This is a genomic window from Candidatus Epulonipiscium sp. (genome assembly GCA_012519205.1).
In the GTDB taxonomy this organism is placed as follows: domain Bacteria; phylum Bacillota; class Clostridia; order Lachnospirales; family Defluviitaleaceae; genus JAAYQR01.
Map to the genome: position 1 here is coordinate 56,029 of JAAYQR010000016.1, position 21,224 is coordinate 77,252.

At 35.3% G+C, this 21,224-nt stretch carries 20 protein-coding genes; 1 reads left to right on the forward strand and 19 read right to left on the reverse strand.

Annotated features, from left to right (window positions below; genetic code table 11):
- Positions 1–103: 103 nt before the first annotated feature.
- The 17 genes from alaS to GX308_05200 all read right to left on the reverse strand — a co-directional run bounded on the left by alaS (position 104) and on the right by GX308_05200 (position 18,856).
- Positions 104–2,746: an alanine--tRNA ligase gene (gene alaS / locus GX308_05120; GenBank protein ID NLK21456.1), complete on the reverse strand. Its 2,643-nt coding sequence runs from the start codon at positions 2,744–2,746 to the stop codon at positions 104–106.
- Positions 2,747–2,776: 30 nt separating this feature from the next.
- Positions 2,777–3,787: a M15 family metallopeptidase gene (locus GX308_05125; GenBank protein ID NLK21457.1), complete on the reverse strand. Its 1,011-nt coding sequence runs from the start codon at positions 3,785–3,787 to the stop codon at positions 2,777–2,779.
- 249 nt (positions 3,788–4,036) lie between these two features.
- Positions 4,037–4,198 (reverse strand): hypothetical protein, encoded by a 162-nt coding sequence (locus GX308_05130; protein NLK21458.1) that lies wholly within the window; start codon positions 4,196–4,198, stop codon positions 4,037–4,039.
- Positions 4,199–4,396: 198 nt separating this feature from the next.
- Positions 4,397–5,641: a DUF1015 domain-containing protein gene (locus tag GX308_05135; protein ID NLK21459.1), complete on the reverse strand. Its 1,245-nt coding sequence runs from the start codon at positions 5,639–5,641 to the stop codon at positions 4,397–4,399.
- A gap of 57 nt (positions 5,642–5,698) precedes the next feature.
- Complete coding sequence (locus GX308_05140) at positions 5,699–7,462, reverse strand: 4Fe-4S dicluster domain-containing protein (protein ID NLK21460.1); 1,764 nt, start codon at positions 7,460–7,462, stop codon at positions 5,699–5,701.
- Positions 7,463–7,483: 21 nt separating this feature from the next.
- The gene (gene nuoF, locus GX308_05145) at positions 7,484–9,277 is read right to left on the reverse strand and encodes an NADH-quinone oxidoreductase subunit NuoF (GenBank protein NLK21461.1); all 1,794 of its coding nucleotides are present in this window, start codon (positions 9,275–9,277) and stop codon (positions 7,484–7,486) included.
- 20 nt (positions 9,278–9,297) lie between these two features.
- Positions 9,298–9,696, reverse strand: a complete 399-nt coding sequence (locus tag GX308_05150) for a (2Fe-2S) ferredoxin domain-containing protein (protein ID NLK21462.1) — start codon at positions 9,694–9,696, stop codon at positions 9,298–9,300.
- A 21-nt stretch (positions 9,697–9,717) separates the two neighbouring features.
- Entirely contained in the window at positions 9,718–10,209 is a 492-nt protein-coding gene (locus GX308_05155; GenBank protein ID NLK21463.1) for an NAD(P)H-dependent oxidoreductase subunit E, read from the reverse strand.
- 171 nt (positions 10,210–10,380) lie between these two features.
- Positions 10,381–11,079 carry a PHP domain-containing protein gene (locus GX308_05160; protein NLK21464.1) on the reverse strand — a complete coding sequence of 233 codons (699 nt, stop codon included), beginning with the start codon at positions 11,077–11,079 and terminating at the stop codon, positions 10,381–10,383.
- A gap of 12 nt (positions 11,080–11,091) precedes the next feature.
- Positions 11,092–11,427 carry an AraC family transcriptional regulator gene (locus GX308_05165; protein NLK21465.1) on the reverse strand — a complete coding sequence of 112 codons (336 nt, stop codon included), beginning with the start codon at positions 11,425–11,427 and terminating at the stop codon, positions 11,092–11,094.
- Between the two features lie 10 nt (positions 11,428–11,437).
- Positions 11,438–12,751, reverse strand: a complete 1,314-nt coding sequence (locus GX308_05170) for a 4Fe-4S binding protein (GenBank protein NLK21466.1) — start codon at positions 12,749–12,751, stop codon at positions 11,438–11,440.
- Between the two features lie 16 nt (positions 12,752–12,767).
- Positions 12,768–13,178, reverse strand: coding sequence for an anti-sigma regulatory factor (locus tag GX308_05175; protein NLK21467.1), 411 nt, complete (start codon positions 13,176–13,178; stop codon positions 12,768–12,770).
- Positions 13,168–13,539, reverse strand: coding sequence for a hypothetical protein (locus tag GX308_05180; protein NLK21468.1), 372 nt, complete (start codon positions 13,537–13,539; stop codon positions 13,168–13,170). Before GX308_05180 ends, GX308_05175 begins: the two co-directional genes overlap by 11 nt.
- A 79-nt stretch (positions 13,540–13,618) precedes the next feature.
- Complete coding sequence (locus GX308_05185; protein NLK21469.1) at positions 13,619–14,755, reverse strand: transcriptional regulator; 1,137 nt, start codon at positions 14,753–14,755, stop codon at positions 13,619–13,621.
- Between the two features lie 136 nt (positions 14,756–14,891).
- Positions 14,892–15,575 (reverse strand): response regulator transcription factor, encoded by a 684-nt coding sequence (locus GX308_05190; GenBank protein NLK21470.1) that lies wholly within the window; start codon positions 15,573–15,575, stop codon positions 14,892–14,894.
- A gap of 43 nt (positions 15,576–15,618) precedes the next feature.
- A complete protein-coding gene (locus tag GX308_05195; GenBank protein NLK21471.1) occupies positions 15,619–16,305 on the reverse strand; it encodes a PspA/IM30 family protein in 687 nt (228 codons plus the stop codon).
- 163 nt (positions 16,306–16,468) lie between these two features.
- Positions 16,469–18,856 (reverse strand): endonuclease MutS2, encoded by a 2,388-nt coding sequence (locus GX308_05200; GenBank protein ID NLK21472.1) that lies wholly within the window; start codon positions 18,854–18,856, stop codon positions 16,469–16,471.
- Between the two features lie 279 nt (positions 18,857–19,135).
- On the opposite strand from GX308_05200, the gene GX308_05205 reads away from it, so the two are divergent.
- Positions 19,136–19,705 (forward strand): lytic transglycosylase domain-containing protein, encoded by a 570-nt coding sequence (locus GX308_05205; protein ID NLK21473.1) that lies wholly within the window; start codon positions 19,136–19,138, stop codon positions 19,703–19,705.
- A gap of 58 nt (positions 19,706–19,763) precedes the next feature.
- Here the strand turns inward: GX308_05205 and GX308_05210 are convergent, their stop codons facing one another.
- Both GX308_05210 and GX308_05215 read right to left on the reverse strand, forming a co-directional pair.
- A complete protein-coding gene (locus tag GX308_05210; protein NLK21474.1) occupies positions 19,764–20,648 on the reverse strand; it encodes an SH3 domain-containing protein in 885 nt (294 codons plus the stop codon).
- 110 nt (positions 20,649–20,758) lie between these two features.
- On the reverse strand, positions 20,759–21,224 hold a 466-nt coding region (locus tag GX308_05215), incomplete at its 5' end, for a GNAT family N-acetyltransferase (GenBank protein NLK21475.1).

Consider the following 21,224-nt stretch of genomic DNA (forward strand, 5'->3'; position numbering starts at 1 on the left):
ATACATCTCCAATTTAATTCATAATTTAATATTAATTGTACTCTTTAACCTAAAATGTGTCAAACAAGAAAGCGACAGTATTCTGCCGCTTTCTTATTTGAATTTATTTAATTTGACTTTTTAATACCTCTTCTGCCTTACTAAGAGCTTTATCGATTTTTGATAAGTCCTTACCACCTGCTTGGGCCATATTGGGACGTCCGCCACCATTGCCCCCTGCTATTTTGGCAATTTCTTTGATAATATTTCCTGCATGGGCGCCTTTTTTAACAACATCATCCGTTGCCATTACAACGAAGCTAACTTTGCCATCTTTCCCCGTAGCCAAGGCTATTACTCCCGATACTATTTTATTTTTAATACTATCTCCCATATTTCTAAGCCCATTCATATCTAATTCGTCAAATCTGGCTGTTATCAAGGTAACACCATCAATATCTTTTTTGTTTTCAAGCATGTTTTGAACTGTTTCGATAGACATTTTACTTGTTAATTTTTCTATCTCTTTTTGGTTTTCCTTGGTTTCTAAAATTAACGCTTCTATCTTTTTCGTTATTTGGTCTGGGGTAGTCTTAAGCATTGAAGATAGTTCTTTAATATACTCTTCTTGCTGTTTATAGTGTTCTAAAGCTGCTGAGCCCGTTAATGCCTCAATTCTTCTAACTCCTGCAGCAATCCCGGATTCTGAAATAATTTTAAAGGTTCCGATTTGAGCTGTATTATCTAAGTGGGTCCCTCCGCATAATTCTATGCTGTAATCCCCCATATTAACCACTCGAACTTTTTCTTGGTATTTTTCACCGAACAATGCCATTGCTCCCATTTTTCTAGCTTCGTTAATATCTGTTTCATGGATTGTTATAGGAATATTATCAAAAATCTTTTTGTTTACCTTTTCCTCTACCCTTTGGATTTCTTCTGGAGAAAGAGATGCAAAATGAACAAAGTCAAAACGAAGCCTTTCTGTGGATACATGGGAACCTGCCTGTTCCACATGATTTCCCAAGATATCCCTCAATGCCTTATGAAGAAGATGGGTTGCACTATGGTTTCTAGCAGTTGCCATTCTATTTTCCTTATCCACTATTAAAGAAGCTTTTTCCCCTACTGAAACCGTTCCTTCTACAACCTTCCCTATATGGGGAATATTTCCCCCTGTTGCTTTTATGGAGTCATAAACTTGAATCGTCCCTTTATCCGTCTTTATAATTCCTTTATCCCCTACTTGTCCACCACTTTCAGCATAAAAAGGAGTTCTATCCACAATAACGGATACCTGTTCATCCTCTTGAGCTTGATTTACAAATTCATTGTTTGAAATAATCGCACGAATATTAACATTATCTAGTTTTAGATTTCTATATCCTTCGAATTTCGTTAGCCATTCCTTATTTAATTTTGCATATACGGTTTCCTTTGCTCCCATATAGGTGCTTTCTTCCCTAGCAGTTCTTGCCCTTTCCTTCTGTATTTCCATTTCTTTTATGAATCCTTCTTCATCTAAGTCTAAGCCTTCTTCTTCCAAGATTTCCTTGGTTAAATCAATTGGGAAACCATAAGTATCGTAAAGTTTAAAAGATTTTTCCCCTAGAAGAACGGTTTGTTTGTTTTCCTTTAACTCTTTAATGTAATCTTTTAGTATTTCCATACCTTGGTCTATGGTCTCATTAAATCTTTGTTCTTCTACCGAAAGTATCTTTAGAATATATTCTTTCTTATCTTCCAGTTCCGGATATGCACTACTTGAAGTATCTATGACGGTAGCTGCCAACTCTTCTAAGAACAATCCAGTAATCCCCAATAACTTACCATGACGGACTGCCCTTCTTAAGAGTCTTCTAAATACATAGCCTCTTCCTTCATTAGAGGGAATTATTCCATCAGAAGCCATAAATGTAATTGCTCTTAAATGGTCTGTAATAACCCGGATAGACACATCTTTTTTATCATCTGTTTGATATTTCACCTTTGCAATGCTACATACATGGTCACGAATCGATTTAATAGTATCTACATCAAATATTGAATCAACCCCCTGCATAACAGCTGCGACCCTTTCAAGTCCTGCTCCTGTATCAATATTAGGGTTTGGAAGAGGATTGTAATTCCCGTTTTCATCCTTATCAAATTGAGTGAAAACAAGATTCCAAATCTCTACAAAACGGTCACATTCACAACCTGGAGCACACTCCTTGCTGCCACATCCGTTTTCTTCTCCTCTGTCAAAATATAATTCCGAACAGGGTCCACAGGGTCCTACTCCTATTTCCCAGAAATTGTCATCCTTTCCTAATCTGACAATATGTTTTGCAGGTACTCCGACCTTTTCATTCCAAATTTTAAATGCTTCTTCATCTTCCTCGTAAACTGAAACATAAAGTTTTTCCGTAGGAATTTCTAGAACCTCCGTAACAAATTCCCATGCCCAGGGAATTATTTCTTCCTTAAAATAATCTCCAAAGGAAAAATTTCCTAACATTTCAAAAAAGGTCCCATGCCTTGAGGTTTTACCTACATTTTCTATATCCCCTGTTCGAATACACTTTTGACAGGTTGTAACTCTTTTTTTAGGGGGCTTTTCCTGTCCTGTAAAATAGGGTTTAAGCGGTGCCATTCCGGCATTAACTAAAAGTAGGCTCTTGTCGTTTTGAGGCACAAGGGAAAAACTTCCCATCCTTAAGTGACCCTTTTCTTCAAAAAAAGATAAGTATTTTTCTCTGATATCATTTAGTCCCAAAGACTCCATCATGCAACCTCCTGTATTTTCAACTCTTTATTATTCTAATTCGAGTTTTTGCGTAATAATATACTCGTCCTTTGTACTCCCTGATACTGCAATAACTTTTTCAATATCAAATTCGTCCCCTAGTAGTATACCATATTCTTCTTTTTGAACATAGTTTATTTGATACTTGTTCCCATGATAATCCTCAAATGTAATTTGTTCTATCTTTTTGAGGTATTCTATATATTCTTCTAAACTCAAATTGTTATTATTCATATACTCTGCATGGGGAATTCCTACATACCTGAAATGCCAAGGTTCTGATATAATCCCTGTGATATCCTTTTTCTCAGGAAGATATCTTAAAGTAAATCCATACTTCCAGGCATTTTCATACAGCCATTTTCCCTCGGGACTATTTTTAAACTCTTCTACTAAAGGGTCTGAGGTTTTTAATAATTCTAAACAGGAAAAATCGATAACAAGTCCTGTTTGGTGTTCACTAGTGCCCGGAACAGCAACAATTTCAGAGGCTTTTTCTTTAGCAGTTTCTAAATCAAAGTCATTAGCAAAATAATTAACCTTTGCATTGTATAATTGGCTTTGATAGCTAAAGGGCCTATATCCACTAACAGCCCTAAGTCCTGTTATGCCCTCACTGTTTATCCCATCGAATAGCTTAATGGCTGCCCTTAGAGCATTTTCTTGTAAAAGCATTTCTTTTTTGGTTGAAGGTATATCCCCTGCTCCGTCTAATATAGGGGATGGCTTATAACTTTCGCTTAGTAGATTCCATTTATTAACCAATATTAAATCATCTGTTTTTCTATCTTCTATTGTCTTTAAAATCAAATCCAAATCTTTTTCCTTTTGCAGAATAATATTTTTATCTATTGGTGATTCGTCCACTGCTCCACCTCCCTCCTCCTTAGGCAATACTACTTGCTTATCTACATCACTAAATGTATCCTTAGTAGGATTATTATCCCTTAATCCATATGAATAAATTATACTGACTATGATTGAAACAAAAGCAAAGGCAAAAATCATTTTTTTTCCCATGTATATCCCCCTAGTTTTTTCTTTATTTTAATGTAAAAACCTCATCCCAGTAGGAACGAGGTTTTCTTGGGCAGAACATTCTCTCTAAAAATTATAAGAAAAGATTCGAAGTTTGTCAATATGTAGTATTGTTTGTTATAATAGAACTAAATCTAATTTTTTTATTTCCGCGAACTTATCTAATCTTTTAAATGGAAGCTTATACCTGCATTTCATTGAATTGAAAAAGGATGTGCAAGTCTGCACATCCTATCTTAATCCTTCTATAATATTCCCTGCTTTTTCAATCATTCTTCTTCCGTTTTTCATCATTTTCCGACGTCCCCTTTTATTGGTTGACATCACCTTAAATCCCATTGCTCCTGCTATGCCACCAAGCATTATACCAGCGGTAAATTTATTTATTAACATTACAATCTCCCTTCTTTCTACATATAATATTATTGCAAGACAATGTAATTCTACATAATTAGTATGGGATGCCTATATATTATTTATTCATGCTAACTATGTCATTTGTCATTTTTATAAAAATATTTATAAGAGAAGAAGATGAGAAAAGGCCTTTTTTGTCTTATAATATATATTTTTTAACTGAGTGCTACTTTATTAGATTAAGGAATGTATGAATATTCCACTCCTTAATTTGGGTTCAAACCATGTGGATTTTGGAGGCATGATTTTATTTGCATCGGCAATGTCCATCAATTCCTCTATAGTGGTTGGGTACATCGAAAAAGCTACCTTCATTCCATTCTCCACTCTGTTTTCTAGCTCTTTTAGTCCCCTAATTCCTCCGATAAAATCAATTCTATTATCTGTTCTTGGATCTTTTATTCCAAGGATAGGTCCTAATAAATAATTTTGTAAAATAGATACATCCAATCTTTTTACCGGGTCTTCATGATTATAAGTTCCTTCCTTGGCTACTAGCCTAAACCATGACTTATTGATATACATTCCAAACTCGTGAGATTTCACAGGCTCGTAAGGCTTTGAGTTTTCTAATTCTTCGATTTCGAATTTTTCTTTTATAGCGTCAAAAAATTCTTCTTCGCTTAGTCCATTTAAATCCTTAACAACTCTATTATAATCCATAATATGAAGCTGCTCATCGGGAAAAAGGACGGATAAAAAGTAATTAAATTCTTCCTGCCCTGTATAGGCCCCTTCTTTTCTTCTTTTTAGTCCTACTTTTACAGCGGATGCGGTTCTATGATGGCCATCGGCTATATACAGATAGTTTATTTCTTTAAAGTAGGTCTTTATTTGTTCTATCATATTATTATCGTCAATCACCCATACGATATGACCAATACCATCTTCTGCCTTAAAATCATATACTGCCCTATGGGTTTTCATCCAAGTATTTATTAAATCATTGATTTCTTTTTTTGAACGATAGGTTAAAAATATTGGACCTGTATTGGCATTACAATAATCTACATGTTTAATACGGTCTTGTTCCTTATCTTCCCTGGTTAGCTCATGCTTTTTTATAATATTATCCTGATACTCATCAATGGAAGCACAACCTACAATTCCTATTTGCTCCCGCTCATCCATTATCAATTTATAAATATATAAACAAGGCTGGTTATCCTTGATATATACACCATCATCTATCATTTTATTTAAATTATCCCTTGCTTTTTCATAAACTTTTTTATCGTACAAATCTATAGATGGTTCTAAATCTATTTCTGCTTTATCTACATGTAAAAAGGAATAGGGATTATCTTTTACCATTTCTTTTGCTTCTTCACTACTCATAACATCATAGGGTAGAGCCGCTACCTGATGTACAATGTCCTCCCTTGGTCTTATCGCCTCAAAGGGCCTTAGAACTGCCATGGTTTTCCTCCTTTTCTAAAAAACTTCCGTCAAAATGACGGAAGTTTTAAATTAATATTATACCCTATCTTGGGGTGTGTATTTTGTATGAAGCAATTTATGGGCCTTTTCACTCATAGGATGACCTAAATATGTCTCATACAATTCTTTAATTGCAGAATTTTCATGGGATTTTCTGATTGGCTTTCCTGCATCCTCACGGTAAATTGCCTCTGCACGTTTTTTGAGGATTTCAATATTACCATGATGGAATGGCTGTCCGCCACCACCAATACATCCTCCGGGACATGCCATAATTTCTATAGCATGAAGATTTCTAGGATTTCCTGCTTTTATTTCTTCAAGAAGATTTCTAGCATTTCCTAGGCCATGGGCGATACCTATATTAAGGTCTAAATCTCCCATCTTAACAGTTGCAACCCTAACTCCTTCCATCCCTCTTAATTGTTCAAAATCAACTTTTTCGAGGGTCTTGCCTGTAAATATTTCATAAGCTGTTCTAGTTGCCGCCTCAATAACCCCACCGGTTGCACCAAATATTACACCGGCACCGGTAGATTCCCCTAGGGGCTTATCGAAATCTGCATCTATAAGATCATTAAACTCAATGTTTGCCTTTTTAATTAGATGCGCCAATTCCCTTGTAGAAATAGAAATATCTACATCGGGTTTTCCGTCCACTGAAAACTCTTCCCTAGAAGCTTCGTATTTTTTTGCAAGGCATGGCATAATCGAAACAACTACCATTTTTTCTCTAGGAATTCCCAATTTTTCAGCATAATAAGACTTTGCGATAGAACCAAACATTTGCTGTGGAGATTTTGCAGTTGAGGGTATATCCAATAAGTCTTGGAATTGGCTTTCAATAAAGTTTACCCATCCCGGACAACAAGAAGTAAGAATAGGTAATTTAACACTCTTATCCCCATCTAAAAATCTCTTTAAACGGTCTAGAAGCTCAGTTCCTTCTTCCATAATTGTTAAATCCGCTGCAAAATCAGTGTCAAAAACATAGTCAAATCCTAATTGTTTAAGGGCTGCAACCATTTTACCTGTAACTAAGGTACCAGGCTCAAGTCCAAATTCTTCTCCTAGGGCAGCTCTAACAGCCGGTGCTGTTTGCACTACTACTACCTTATCGGGATTAGCGAGTTCTTCTACAACCGACCATGTATGATCTTTTTCACTGAGAGCTCCTACAGGGCATACCGCAACACATTGCCCACAATGGGTACATACAGAATCTTCTAAATTAACCTCAAAAGCAGGGGCCACGACTGCATCAAAGCCTCTATTGATTCCTGATAATGCCCCTACAGTCTGAACCTCATTACACATGGTTTCACATCTTCTACACATAATACACTTATCCATATCACGGATAATTGTTCTAGAATAGTCTTTTCTATAGGTTGATTGTGCAGCATCTTTAAATCGCACTTCCCTAAGTCCGAACTTTTCTGCTAAATCCTGAAGCTCGCAGTCGCCAGATTTCGGGCAAATGAGACAATCTTTCGGATGGTCAGATAATAATAATTCTAATACAACTCTTCTAGCATTAAGTACACGAATTGTATTGGTCTTTACCTCCATACCATCAAAAACAGGGGTTGCACAAGCAGGTGCTAGATTTCTTCTACCTTCTACTTCAACAACACATATTCTACAGGATGCTGATTTGTTTACCATTTTTATATCATGTAAATCTAGATGGCATAATGTAGGAATATGGATTCCTACTTTCTGTGCTGCTTGTAAAACCGTACTCCCAGTGGGAATTTCAACTTGTTTTCCATCAATTGTAACCTTTACATATGACATTGGTTTTACACTCCTTTTTTCTTATTTCCTAACAATGGCCTCAAACTTACATTTATCATAGCAAGCTCCACATTTGATACATTTATCTTGATCAATTACATGGGCCGATTTTACCTTACCTGAAATTGCATTCACAGGACATACTCTTGAACAAGCAGTACATCCAATACATTTTTCTTCGTTAATAATATATTTAAGAAGAGCAGTACATTGTCCTGCAGGACATGTATGGTCTTTTACATGGGCTACATACTCATCCCAGAAGATTTCTATAGTTGATAATATTGGGTTTGGTGCTGTTTGACCAAGTCCACATAGAGCTGTGTCTTTAATAGTCTGACCTAAGGTTTTTAAAATCTCAAGGTCTTCCATGGTTGCCTTGCCTTTAGTTACTTTATCTAGCAATTCGGATAAACGCTTTGTTCCAATTCTACAAGGTGTACATTTACCACAGGATTCTTCCTCTGTAAATTCTAAGTAGAATTTTGCCACACTAGGCATACAGTCATCTTCATCCATAACTATCATACCACCAGAGCCCATCATGGAGCCTTTGGCAAGGAGGTTATCAAAATCAATTGGTGTATCTAAATCTTTTTCAGTTAAGCAGCCTCCAGAGGGTCCACCGGTTTGTACCGCCTTGAACTTTTTACCGTCTTTTATTCCTCCACCGATATCAAATATAACTTCCCTTAAGGTAGTTCCCATAGGAACTTCAATAAGTCCTACATTATTAATTTTTCCTGCTAGGGCAAATACCTTGGTTCCCCTAGATTTTTCCGTACCTATGCTCTTAAACCAATCGGCTCCTTTTAAAAGGATAACAGGAACATTGGCAAAGGTTTCTACATTGTTAACATTGGTTGGTTTTCCCCAATAACCGGATTCTGCGGGGAAAGGTGGCTTGGTAGTTGGTTCTCCCCTCTCACCTTCCATTGAATGGATAAGTGCAGTTTCTTCACCGCATACGAAAGCCCCTGCCCCATACTTTATTTCAATATCAAAGTTAAAACCGGAGCCTAAAATATCAGTTCCTAATAGTCCATATTCTCTAGCTGACTCAATAGCTTTCATAAGACGTTTTACAGCCAAAGGATATTCCGCACGAATATACACTAAACCTTTAGTTGCACCAATGGCATATCCACATACCGCCATAGCCTCAACAATAGAATGGGGGTCTCCTTCTAGAATGGAACGGTCCATAAATGCTCCCGGATCCCCTTCATCTGCATTACAAACAACATATTTTTGGTCTGCCTTATTCTTGTTAGTAAACTCCCATTTCAGTCCTGTTGGGAAACCACCGCCCCCACGGCCCCTAAGTCCTGATTTCTTCATTTCATCTATTACCCCTTCAGGGTTCATTTCTGTCAATGCCTTACCTAAAGCCTGATAACCTTCTCTTGCTATGTATTCATCAATATTGTCCGGATCGATAAAACCGCAGTTTCTAAGAGCTACTCGCATTTGTTTTTTGTAGAAATCCATATGCTTGGAATCTTCAATTGATTTATTAGAAGTGGGTTCCTTATATAATAGCTTTTCTACTTTTCTACCTTTAATCAAATGTTCCTTTACAATAACTTCAGCATCCTCTGGTCTAACCTGTATATAAAAAGTATTATCCGGAAGAATCTTAACAATTGGTCCTTTTTCGCAAAAACCAAAACATCCTGTTTTTAGTACTTGAACTTCATCTTCCATTCCATTTTCTTTTAAATGACTTTTAATATTCTCTACAATTTGGATAGAGTTCGAAGATACGCATCCTGTTCCTCCACACACCAATACATGCATTTTATATTTGGACATTACGAAAGCCTCCTTTTAAATTACTCATCCACTGTTTTATGAGTGACAGGTATAATGCCGTCCAATAGTTCGCCCTGCTTTATATACTTTTCTACTATTTCTTTAGCTCTTTGTTTTGTTACATCCCCAAAAACAACAGGCTCTTTTTCAGGAATCGTTACCTCTACAGTAGGCTCGGCATAGCAATATCCCATGCAACCTGTTTGTGATACAATCACATTTTCTAATTTTTGAGTATCTATTTCTTCTATGAACGTATTCATAACGTCCCTAGCTCCTGACGCAATTCCGCAAGTTGCCATTGCCACACGAACTTGAATCATTTTTTCAATTTTGTCGCCTTTTTCCCTTAGGTTTACTTTTGATTTGTATTGCTCTCTTAGGCTTTTTAATTCATCTAAAGATTTAATTTTAGCCATTTTTTACCCTCCCAATTTTCATTATTCATATTCTTTTAGAATTGATTTTACTTGATTGGTAGTAACACGACCATACACTTTATCCCCTACTAGAACAACAGGGGCTAATCCGCAAGCGCCAACACAGCGCAAAGCATCTAGGGAAAAATTACCATCAGGAGTTGTTTCACCTACTTCAATTTCTAGTACTCTTTTAAACTCATTTAATACCTTCTCTGCACCGCGGACATAACACGCTGTTCCCATGCAAACAGAAATAGGATGCTTTCCTTTAGGAACCATGGTAAAAAATGAATAAAAACTAACAATACCATATACCTTAGATACCGGAATATCCAACTTCTTTGCAACAAACTGCTGTACTTCTTTTGGAAGATATCCAAAAATCCCCTGAGCCCTATGTAATACAGAAATTAATGCTCCATTTTTTTCATTTAAATCATTGATAAATTGTTCTAGTTCACGAAAACCGTGTTCAGCCAATTTATTTGTACAACTTGCACAATCAGACATCTTTCTTCCCCCTTCTAAAATAATAAAATATTATAATCAAACTTCGAATTTCTTTAAAATCGAAGTGATTTTCATGGTAAAAGTTTAATGTATACAGTATGATATCAAATTATCATACTTTCATCTTTAATGTCAAGATTATGACATAAATCTTCATGGTTTTTTTATTATTTAACTTAATAATTTGATAAGCTCTGGAATAGATTTTATCGGCAGTTCTAAATATTGCTCTCTTTCAAATATATCCTCCAAATAATGGGCATCAGAGGACTTAATTACTTTTAATTCATTGTATTTTGATATTATTTTGTCAGAATCAGCATTTCGAGAGATTTCTATGGCTCCTATCTCTAAATCTTTAGGAATCCAACCCAAATTGGATACAATACTGTATGAATTTCTATCGATGTGTGCAGGGTAGGTTACCCCTTTTAGCTTCTTTACAAAGCTCACTACTTCATAAATATTTAAAGTTGTAGCTGTTAGGAGCAATCTGTCATTTTCCCTAATGATATCGTCATTTTCATCTAGAATAAATTGGTTTCCAAAAATATCAGCCCTATTCTTTAGAGGCGGAAGACTGTTGTAGACTATTTCTTGCATTTTATTTGCTGCATCCATATCAGGGAACAAACAAACCATATGTACTTCCTCCGAGGTTTCAATTTCCATTCCGGGAAGCACCATAAGGTGGCTGCCCTTGGCCACCCTCATCACCGTCTCCGCATTTTCACAGGAATTATGATCAGTAATAGCAATGATATCTAGCTCTTTTAAAAGTGACATGTTGACAATATTATTTGGAGTCATGTTTTTGTCCCCACAGGGTGAAAGTGCAGTGTGAATATGTAAATCATAAGCATATTTCATAGTTTTCCTTCTTTACTCTATCCCTATTTCGATAAGTTTTTTAATGGTGGTATAAGAGTTCATCTCCGTGGAAAAAACAGTAATTCCCTCTTCGTTAGCTCTTGTAACAGTATCCTTATCTATATGAGCTCCTTCCGATACTATAATGCAAGATAAGTTAAGTAAAGAGGCTATTGCTATAATATTAACGTGGCTTTGAATCGTTACCCATACTGCTCCTGGTTTTGCATTTGCTATAACCCAGCTTAAAAGATCCCCCGTATAGCCTGTTGTAACTTCCTTATCCACCCCACTAGCTCCTGCCACCATAAATAATTCTAGTTTTTCCATTATATCTTTTACTTTCATTTTCTCCCCCCTAATGTTCCTTTTTCCCGAAAGCTGGCGGTAGTTTTTGGGAAAGAGCTACCATGTCTTCTGCCATCTCTCTTACTTTTCTTCTTAACATAAAAACGCAGTCTTCTATATTAGCATTGTTTTGAACTATATCCTCTGCTAAAGCCCGACAAGTAGGGGCTCCACAAGAACCGCAGTCTATTTGTGGAAGTTCATCGTATATTCTTTCTAACTCCTCCATTTTTTTAATTGCTTCATTCATATCTTTATCCAAAGTCATAACAGGTTTAGAGATTACTTCTTTACTCCATGTTAAGTCATCATTAAATTCAGTTTCCATTATATTGGTGTCTTCTGTGTGCTCCATAGTATAGTTTAAAACCTTTTTTAAATGATTTTTGGCTACAAAACTATTTTCTACGGTCAAGGGTCCCCCGAGGCATCCCCCTGTACAAGCTAGACCTTCTATAAATTCTACATCTTGGAGTTTCCCATTTTCCACCTTTTCTAAAATCCTATTTACATTTTCTATTCCATCCACGGCAATATAATTATCAATTCCTAAACCTTTTCCTTCTCCTCCTGATACTGCCCATCTAATCCCTTCCCTAGAACTATGTCTTATTATTTGAACATCATCTAGTCTCCTTAAAATCGATATAAGTTTCTTATATACTTCTCTTATAGAAACTACCCTATCTACAAATGATTTTTCAAATCCTATGGGATTTCTTACATTTGTGGCTTTCGCAGCACAAGGACTAATAAAGAACACACCTATGTCTTCTTCTTTCATACCTTTGTTTACCAAGTTGTTTTTAACTATTCTTGCAGCTACTTCCATAGGGGACATAATAGGAAGAATATGATCTATTAATTCTGGGAATCTTATTTGAATTAATCTCACTATTACGGGACATGCTGAGGATATTATCGGTCTCTTAACCTGAGTTGTCTTTAACATTTTTTTAGATTCTTCAGTTACAATTTCTGCAGCTTTTGAAACCTCAAATACTTCATCGAATCCTAGGATTTTTAATCCTGTTAAAATTGCATTTACATCTAAAACATCTTTAAATTGGGCATATAAAGTAGGAGCAGGGATTGCTACTTTATACTTATACTCTGCCAAACTATCTAAGCTATCGGTTATGGCTCTTTTGGCATGATTCCTACATACTTTAATACAAAGACCACAGTCTATACATCTTTCATCAATAATCTCTGCTTTTCCATTTCTAACTCTTATGGCTTCAGTTGGACACCGTTTAATACAATCTGTACACCCAATGCATTTATCTTCTTGTAAGGTTACAGAATGCAAATACTCAGACATTTAATCACCATCTCTCTTAAATGTATACCGTAATTTCTACCGTAGTCCCTTTTCCAATTTCTGATGTTATGTTTAAGCCATCACTGTATTTTTTCATATTGGGCAGACCCATCCCTGCCCCAAATCCTAACTCTCTTACTTTTTCGTTGGCAGTAGAATATCCCTCCTGCATTGCTAAATTAATATCTGGAATTCCCGGGCCTTTATCTTTTAAAATTATGTATACCCTTTTTGGTGTAATCTCTACCTCTATTTCACCGCCATTGGCATGAATCACCATATTTATTTCAGCCTCATACATTGCAATCGCAATTTTTCGAATGATTTCAGATGATACCCCCAACTGTTTTAGTACCCTTTTAACTTGACTCGATGCTTCCCCTGCTAAAATAAACTCATCTCCATCCACTTCGAATCTAAGCTTCATACCTTCCCTCCTGTTTTGATTCTCTGCCGGTTAAACCATTACTAAATAATAATCCGCATGAAATGTAGAGCGGGTATTTTGTAGTTAAAATAACCATATTCTTTGCACGCGCTAGCTCTAGGACCTCCTCACCTGGTCTTTTCCCCCGTACAAAAACAATAGCCTTTATATCCATCATTTCTGCTGTCCTAACTACCTGTGGATTCACAAGGCCTGTAAGGAGTAGTACCTTATCCTTTACAAAGGCTAAAACATCACTCATCAAATCAGAACCGCAGGCCAAAAACACTTCACGGTTCAAATTCTCCTCCCCTACTAATAATTCCGCATCGAGGATATCTTTTACTTTCTGTAGTTTCATATACACCCTCCACTTTATACATAATCTTTAAAACCTTTTATATTTAGTATTATATCAAACCAAATGAAGCCCATAGAAATTAAAAATACTTAATTCCCGGGAGTGTAATCTTAAATAAATTTTTATTAGGAAAGTTAAAAATCCTTACCTGTCCTATATTTAAAAATGGCTTTTTAATTCTTGCCATTCCCAAACCATATTTTAAAAATCTTTCTCTTTTATCCATAAGGAGTAATCTCTGATAGAGCCAAGGATTTCTCCTTGGAGGATTTTGGTCTTGCATTATTTTTTTAAGGCTACCCCTATTCCAAACAGCACCAGGGTTGGATACCGATATCTGTTCATCATTTATTGTAACTACTATTTCCCTTGACATATCCCAATAGTCCCTATGAACAACTGCATTAGAAAGGGCATCATAAACTGACTTTATTGGATAAGTAGTATTCTCGAAAAAATTAGAAATAAGTGCTTCACATTTATCCAGCATTTCTAAAATATTTCCCCGGATATAGTATACTTGTTCATTGTATTCAATCCTAATGCCTGTATGTGGAAGATAGTTTTGTGGCAGATTCCCAAATAAAAGAAGTCCCCCCATCGTGGGATGATAACCTGTTCTTTCGGAATCCCTTCCAATAATGCCCAATCCCTCTAATAAAACATTTTCATTTTCTTCAAAGATTGTACCCTTTATTATATAGGTTTGTAGGAGTTCATGATTAAGCTCGGTCATGGGAATTTTTCTGCAGATTATTTGCTCAGCACTAGCCAGACCGTTTTCTTGTAGCATGTTTGCTATTTCATGCCTTCTTGCTACATCAGTGGTTGAACCTCTTCTAATATAAAAAGTTCCTGTCTGTCTTATTTGATGTGGTCTTTGATTGCTTTTGAATATGGTAACAACTGCAATATCTTTTTCCTTATACCTGATAATATCTACCCTAACGGGCACCGGTGGATCACAGCGATTGCAAATAATCTGTTGAATCCTTTCTTCATTAAAAGGCTTTAAATCTACCCCCACAATTTCCTTTGACTTATCTCTCACGCCAAAAACGATATAACCCCTTCCCCCATTGGAATTGGCAATGGCGCAGACGTCTTTCACAAATTCTTTTTTCTCTGAATCCGTATTTAGGTAAAAGTTTTCTTTAAAATCTAATTTAAAGCCCTCTGGTTGATTTAAAATTTTTTTTAATTTATTGACATTCACTTTACCACACCTTTTTAGCAATATCCTAACTTTCCATATGCTTTAGGTTTTTTTAATAATTAATATTATTTCCTCTATTGTATACTAAATTCTAGCATAATAAAAGAAAAAGCACAGAACTTTCGTGCTTTTTCTTTTATTGCATTTCGAATTTATATCCAACCCCCCAAACGGTTTTGATACTCCATTTTTCATTATTGTTTAGCTTTTCTCTTATTCTTTTTATATGAACATCTACAGTCCTTGTATCTCCCATATAATCATATCCCCAAATACGGTCTAACAGCTGTTCTCTGGTAAATACACGATTGGGATTGGAAACAAGAAAATACAATAGCTCTAATTCTTTTGGGGGTAATTCCATCTGTTTCCCGTGATAGGTAACGGAATAATTGCCTATATCAACTGTTAGATTAGGAATGACAATTTTTGTGCTATTATCTTCTTTATGCTCAAAGCGTCTTAGTACTGCCTTAACCCTAGCAACCAATTCCTTAGGTTCAAAGGGTTTTACGATATAATCATCTGCACCTAATTCTAATCCTAGGACCTTATCGAAAGTCTCGCCCTTAGCCGTCAACATTATAATTGGTATATTGCTGATTTTTCTTATTTCTTTACAAACATCATAACCGTCTATTTCGGGCAGCATGATATCTAGTAATACAAGATGTGGTGCAAAGGAAGAAAAGGTATGAACTGCTTTTTTCCCACTGTAAATCTCCTTAGTTTTATACCCTTCCTTATTTAAATAAAGGGAAATGAGTTCAGCAATATGTACATCATCATCTACAATTAATATTTTGATTTCAGGGGACAATATCACACCTCCTTAAAAAACCCCTACTTAAGTAGGGGGCTTTTTATTCTGCTTTACCCATCTTAGACTTAAGTGCAGCTAATTCATCCATCACGTCTAAATCTTGTTTAGCTTTTTCTAACCGTTCAAATTCTTTATCTAAGGTATCCCCAGTTACTTCTTCATTTAATTCTTCCTTAGCTTTTACTTTATCTTCCATGGCTTCTATTTTAGATTCCATACGGGCAAAGGTATCAAAGGCACTGGTATCGTTTATTTCAGAATATGTTTTATTGATTGACTCCTGAGCTTTAGCTCTTTTTGATCTAGCCTTAAGTAGGTCCTTCTTTCTTTTAGCTTCTTCAATCTTATTATTAAGTTCGCGCAGAGATGTTTTAAGTTTCTCAGTCACTTGTTGCTGACTGTCTAAATTTACTTTATACTCCTCGGCCAATTTTTGATGTTCATTTTTCCTTTTTAGGGCCTTAACTGCTAATTCATCACTTTGTTGCTGCACAGCTAGTTCTGCTTTTTGCGCCCATTCTCCTTGTAACTTAACTTGTTCTTCATACTCTCTTTCTAATTTCTTTTCATCTGCCATTGCTTGTGCTATTTGTGATTTGGCTGTTGTGTATTGTTCTTGCATCTCAAGTATTAGTTGGTCAAGCATTTTTTCCGGGTCTTCTGCTTTATCAATGAGGTCGTTAATATTAGATTTAATTACAGTAAACATACGACTGAAAATTCCCATCTTAATCACTCCTACTTTTTTTATTTTATTTCTATCTTATATTATATATAAAGTATACCACTTCATGCAATATACCATTTGAATTGTTGAAAGATACTTTCAAATGAAGTGTTGTACTCTACATTTTGATTATACACACTCTATAGTTTAATGTCAAGTAGTGTTATTGCAATTCAACAATGGTGACCCCTGTTTCCCCCTCTCCATATTTACCTAATCGATAAGACTTCACATGGGGATGTCTTTTAAGCAGTTGGTGGATAGCTTGCCTTAGGACCCCCGTCCCTTTACCATGGATTATTGTAACTTGGGACAAGCTAGATAAGCAGGCATCGTCTAGATATTTATCTGTATTGATGACTGCTTCATCTGCCATCTGTCCCCGAAGATCAATTTCTGCCCTGATATTGAGGGCCTTCCCTTTTTTTGCTGAAATTGTTATTCCCTTAGACTTATTCTTTATGGTTCCTTTTTCGGATTCATCTAAGGCTAAATTGGATATATGAACATTAATTTTCATAATTCCCGCCTGCACCATTACATCTCCATTATGATTGGGTGGCTCTACAACCACACCGGTCTGGTTTAGGGTTGAAATAAATACTTTATCGCCTTTTTTTAGATTTTTAGGGGGCTTTTTAAAGGTCTTCTTAGGGATGGCTGCTTTTATTATACCCTCATCCATATCTTGAATACTCTCCCTAAGGCTTCCCCTTGCTTCTTCTATTTCTTTTTGACTTATTACTACCTGGGCTTCTCTTGCTGATTTTTGCAACTCCTTAATAATTGAATCTGCCTCATCCTTTGCTTTTTGCAAAATCTTTCTTGCTTCTTGTCTTGCTTCTAAGAGTAATTTTTCCTTTTGGGATTCTATTTTTTCTTTTTGTTTTTCCATTTGAGATTTTAGCAGCTGGGCTTCTTCTCTATATCGTGCTGCCTTATCCTGTTCATAAGCAGCAGTCTTTTTACTAGTTTCCAAATCCATAATTAAATCTTCAAATTTTTTGTCTTCCTTAGTAATTAATTGATTTGCACTATCTATAATGAAATCTTGGAGTCCTAATCTTTTTGAGATAGCAAAGGCATTACTTTTACCTGGGATTCCTATAAGGAGTTTATAAGTAGGCCTAAGGGTCTTTATATCAAATTCTGAAGAGGCATTTTCTATTCCCTCCGTGGATAGGGCATATACCTTTAATTCACTATAGTGGGTAGTAGCGGCAGTGCGAATTTCTTCTTTTAATAAATAATCTAATATTGCCATGGCAAGGGCAGCCCCCTCTGTGGGATCGGTTCCCGCACCTAGTTCATCAAAAAGCACTAAAGAATTGGGGGTTACTTGTTTTAATATATGAACAATATTGGTCATATGGCTTGAAAAAGTACTAAGGCTTTGCTCTATACTTTGTTCATCTCCAATATCTGCAAATACCCTATCAAATACCGCCAATTCCGAATTGTCGAAGGCAGGTATATGAAGCCCTGCCTGCCCCATTAATGTAAAAAGTCCTAAGGTTTTTAAGGATACAGTTTTTCCCCCTGTATTAGGACCCGTAATGAGCAAAGTAGTAAATTTATCACCTAAATAAATATCAATAGGCACTACTGTCTTAACATCTAGTAAGGGGTGTCTTGCTTTTTTAATGTGAATTCTGCCTTCTTGATTAAACCTAGGCTCTACAGCCCTCATTTCAAGGGCAAGTCCTGCCTTTGAAAATGTAAAGTCTAATTGGGTTAGGATATTCACATTGCCTTCTATAACTTCTAAATTTTCTTCAACTATTGAAGTTAGGTGAATCAATATCTTTTCTATTTCTGCTTTTTCCTTTACTTGTAATTCTCTTAGTTGGTTATTCATTTGAACAATTTCCATCGGTTCTACAAATAAGGTAGCCCCCGTTGAAGATTGATCATGGATAATTCCTGGGAAATTGCTCCTATATTCTTGTTTTACCGGAACGCAATATCGATCCCCCCTCATGGTTATTACTGCATCTTGCAGCATAACTTGATTTGAAGAGGAGTGAATTGTTTTTTGTAGCCTTTCTTTTATCCTTTCATTCATGGATTTCATTTCTCTTCGTAAGTTATAAAGGGTAGGACTGGCATCATCGGAAATTTCCTCTTCAGAAACAATGCACCTAGATATTTCAGCCTCAATCTTAGGAAGGGTTACTATTCCATCAAAAAGAGAATCAAGGGTCTCGTATACTTCTTGTTTTCTCTCATCCTTGGAATAGTTTTTTACTTTTTTACATACATGAAGTAAATCAGTAATATTTAATAATTCCGAATTGGATAGTACCCCCCCTATTTTTATCCTTCTTATGGGGGTTCTCACATCCCGAAAACCCCCTAGGGGTATACCACCCTTTTTGATGCTCATGCTGACTGCATCGCTAGTTTCTTTTTGCATTTGAATAATTGCATGATAATTTGAAGAAGGCTTTAAGTTTTCTGCAATCTCTTTTGCCATAGGGGATACTGCATAACGAATTAATTTTTCGATTATCTTATTATATTCAAGGGTTTTTAATGTTCTTTCTTCCATGGATAAATCCTTTCTTAAATTAATATACTATAATTGCAATGAAAACAATGAAAATAAAAATACTGACTTAATTATGAGTTAATTATATCATTAACTTATGATTAAAACTACATACTCATATTTATTAAAAAGGATTCTTATGAGCTTGATAAATAAATGATACCTGTGATTGCAGTGAAAATAACAGGAATAAAAATACCATTGACATAACTATAAGTTACTTATATCATTAACTTATAATTAAAAATACATACTCATATTTGTTTAAGGGGGATTCCCATGAGCTTTATTAATCCTAAAACTTTATACAATGAAATATTATCCTCTATCCAGTCTAGTTTTAGTATGCCTGTTAAGCTTCCACAAAAAACCCCTGTTGATTCTACCTTATTCAATGTAGTTTTAGAAAAAGAAGTTAATAAGGAAAATATGGATATTGATTTAGACATAGATGATAAGATTAAAGAGGCAATTGAAAGAGCTAGTAAAAAGTACAACCTTAGTCCTAGTTTAATCAAAGCCGTCATTAAACAGGAAAGTAATTTTAATCCGCATGCCCTTTCCAACGCTGGGGCACAAGGACTTATGCAGTTAATGCCCGCTACTGCCCATATGCTTAATGTTAAAAATCCATGGGATATAGATGAAAATATTGACGGGGGCTCTCGTTTCCTTAAAGACATGCTTATCCAGTTTAATGGAAACACTCAATTGGCTTTAGCTGCCTACAATTCTGGTCCAGGAAATGTTAAAAAATACGATGGCATACCACCTTTTAATGAAACCCAAAATTATGTCCCAAAGGTGTTAGCCTATAAAAAACAATATGAAGCATTTAAAAAAGAGTGATATATTATCACTCTTTTTTTATAAAAAGTCTTAGCCATTATCCTACCCCATTTTGCCTTTATAGAACTCTGACAGCTTTCACATATGTACGGGTATAATAACCTTCCCCTAAGCTACTTATAATAACTCCCCTACTGCTTTCTGAATGGATAAATTGATTATCTCCTATATAAATTCCAACGTGAGAAATATTACCGTTATTAACTCCCGAAGTGTCAAAAAGAACTAAGTCTCCGGGCTGTAAGTCTTTCTTGGAAACAGCATATCCATCTAAGCCTTGACCCCCAGAGGTTCTATTTAGGCTTATTCCAAAGTTACCCATAACTGATTGGGTAAAACCTGAACAATCTACTCCTCTAGATAAATCTGTTCCTGCATATCTATAAGGTGTTCCAATAAACCTTTTTGCATATGCTATTATTTCATTTGCTGATTTATTACTAGAAACCTGCACTTCTACTTTTACTTGTGGAAGAAAAGCTTCCTCCGCAGTTCTAACATATTCTTCATAAATCCAAGCTTCGCTATCATTATAAACCACTTGATACCAATCACCCAACTTGCCTGTTATAACTAAATCATCACCCTTATTAACTTGTCCTAAAACCTGACAACTTGTATTGGGTTTTACTCTTATATTTACCCTATCCCCTGTGGATATTCCACTAATTGAATCTATATGTAATGAATCCTTTTTAACATATCCTTCTATTTTGTTGTCCAATGATACAAAGTAATAATCACCTTCAAGACCGATAATTTCTACTTTATCCTTTTTATTTAGAGTGCTTACTATTTCTTCTTCATTACTAAAACTATTTAAAACACCTATTCCGTCTTGTGAACTTATGCCTATTGTTTTTCCATAAGAATTAGAAACTCCAAAAATTGAAAATACCCCAAAAACCAAAGCGCAAGAAGCTATTCTACGTAATATTTTCATCAGTAAACCCCCATTTAGAATTTTGTTACGTAATTGTTACGATATTATTATATAAGTGTTTACGGGTTTTGTCAATTACTTTTAAAAATATTGTAGAATTATGAAATTTGTTAAGCACTTTTACGATAAACAATAATATTACCATAAGTATTAGCTCTTGAATCCTTGGTGTATACAATTTTATTGGTTGTAAAACCAAGCTTTTCCCAAAACTGCATTCCAATTTTATTATTCTGTGCCACACTGACATAAATCCACTGGATATTATGCTCCTTAGTATAAAAATTAATAATTTCTTCAACTAATTCTAGCCCATATCCCCGTCTGCAATATTTTCTATTTATCATAATAGCATTGATCCATAATACACTTTTTTTATAATCATACAAATTTCCTTTAATACATCCAATTCTAAGATTATCTCCATGGGTTTTAGCAACATAAAAGAAGCAATTATTACCTTGATTGCTGCTTTTTATAATTTTATCAAATCTATTTTTGGTTAATCTCTTAGGGGAACCTATTGCATATAAGTAAAATCGAAAATCGTCATATATATTCTTTATAAAATCGAAA